We start from the raw sequence: 1311 nt of genomic DNA, 5'->3' as shown, positions 1-1311 counted from the left end.
GCTTGAAGTGTTCCATACTATCAAATTCTTGTAAATAAAGTAGTTCAGATTTTAGTAGACCGAAAAAGTTCTCCATTACTGCGTTGTCTAAGCAGTTTCCTTTTCGTGACATACTCTGGGTAATTCCATGTTTCTTTAATGCATATGCATATTGTTTCATTTGGTATTGCCATCCCTGATCCGAATGTAGGATAGGTGTTTCTCCGTTGGTTAATGAAGGTAAAACCTTATCTAACATTTTGGAGACAAGTTGATACGTAGGTCGGGTTTCAATATTATAAGCTATGATTTCACCATTATATAAATCTAGTATAGGTGAAAGATAAAGTTTCTCTCCAAACAAATGGAATTCTGTTACATCCGTTACCCATTTTTCATTTGGATTTGAGGAAGTGAAATCACGTTTTAGAATGTTTGGAGCAATTTTACCTACATTACCTTTATAAGATTGATATTTTTTCATTCGAACTAAGGATTTCAAACCTAACTCCTTCATTAAACGATATACAGTTTTATGATTAATCTCATAGCCTCGGTTTCGTAGTTCTAAGGTAATACGACGGTATCCATATCTTCCTCTATGTTCATGATAAATAGAAGAAATCAACGATTTCATTTCAGAGTATTTATCAGGTCGTTCAAAGTTCTTTGTCCAGTAGTAATAGGTACTCCGCTTAATGTTCGCAAGTATTATTAATGCTTGTACATTGAATTGATCCCTTAGTTCAAAGACTACCTGCGCTTTGTCTTTTCGTGTAATGATTCCTTTTGTTGAACTAAGGCATTCAACTTTTTTAAATAGGCATTCTCCATACGTAACCGTTCATTTTCTGCTTGTAAAGCCTCTAACGAGTCTTCTTCTAGATGGAGCTTTTTAGTTTGTTTTTGATTGTCTTTCTTCATTTTTGGCCGCCCCTTTTTCTTTGGTATAAGGGAGTCGATTTCATTATTTTCTAGGCTAATTCGCCAATTTCGAAGCATGCCTGGAGAAGATAAATTAAACTGCACTGCAGTTTGTATAATAGACAACCCATTTTCGTTCATATATTTGAGTATGTTTAGTTTATCTTCAAAAGTAAATTTTGTATACCCTCTCTTAAAGGTATCTAACCCGTGATATTGATACTTTTTTATCCAAAAGTTAATCATTTCTATATTAGACATACCTAAAGATTTAGCAATCGAATTAAGACTTTCTCCACCATTCAAGTAACGGAGTATGGCTTCCATTTTTTGTTCAACCGTAAATTTTGGCATTAAAAATGCACCTCCAATTGTTAGATTTGTGTCTAACAATTGGGGTGCAGTTCA

1 protein-coding gene is annotated in these 1311 nt (G+C 33.8%); it reads right to left on the bottom strand.

Going from position 1 to position 1311, the window contains the following annotated elements:
• Positions 1-1257 (bottom strand): IS3 family transposase gene (locus V7112_RS22350; protein WP_335423915.1). Its coding sequence is split into 2 segments (ribosomal slippage), with 1258 coding nucleotides annotated over them: positions 1-798 and positions 798-1257; the frame shifts between segments, so codons are not numbered across the junction. This gene is flagged as partial in the annotation.
• Positions 1258-1311 lie beyond the last annotated feature (54 nt).

The organism is Bacillus sp. JJ1566, assembly GCF_036962685.1.
Classification (GTDB): domain Bacteria; phylum Bacillota; class Bacilli; order Bacillales; family Bacillaceae_L; genus Ferdinandcohnia.
This window is presented reverse-complemented; position numbering and strand designations above follow the sequence as displayed.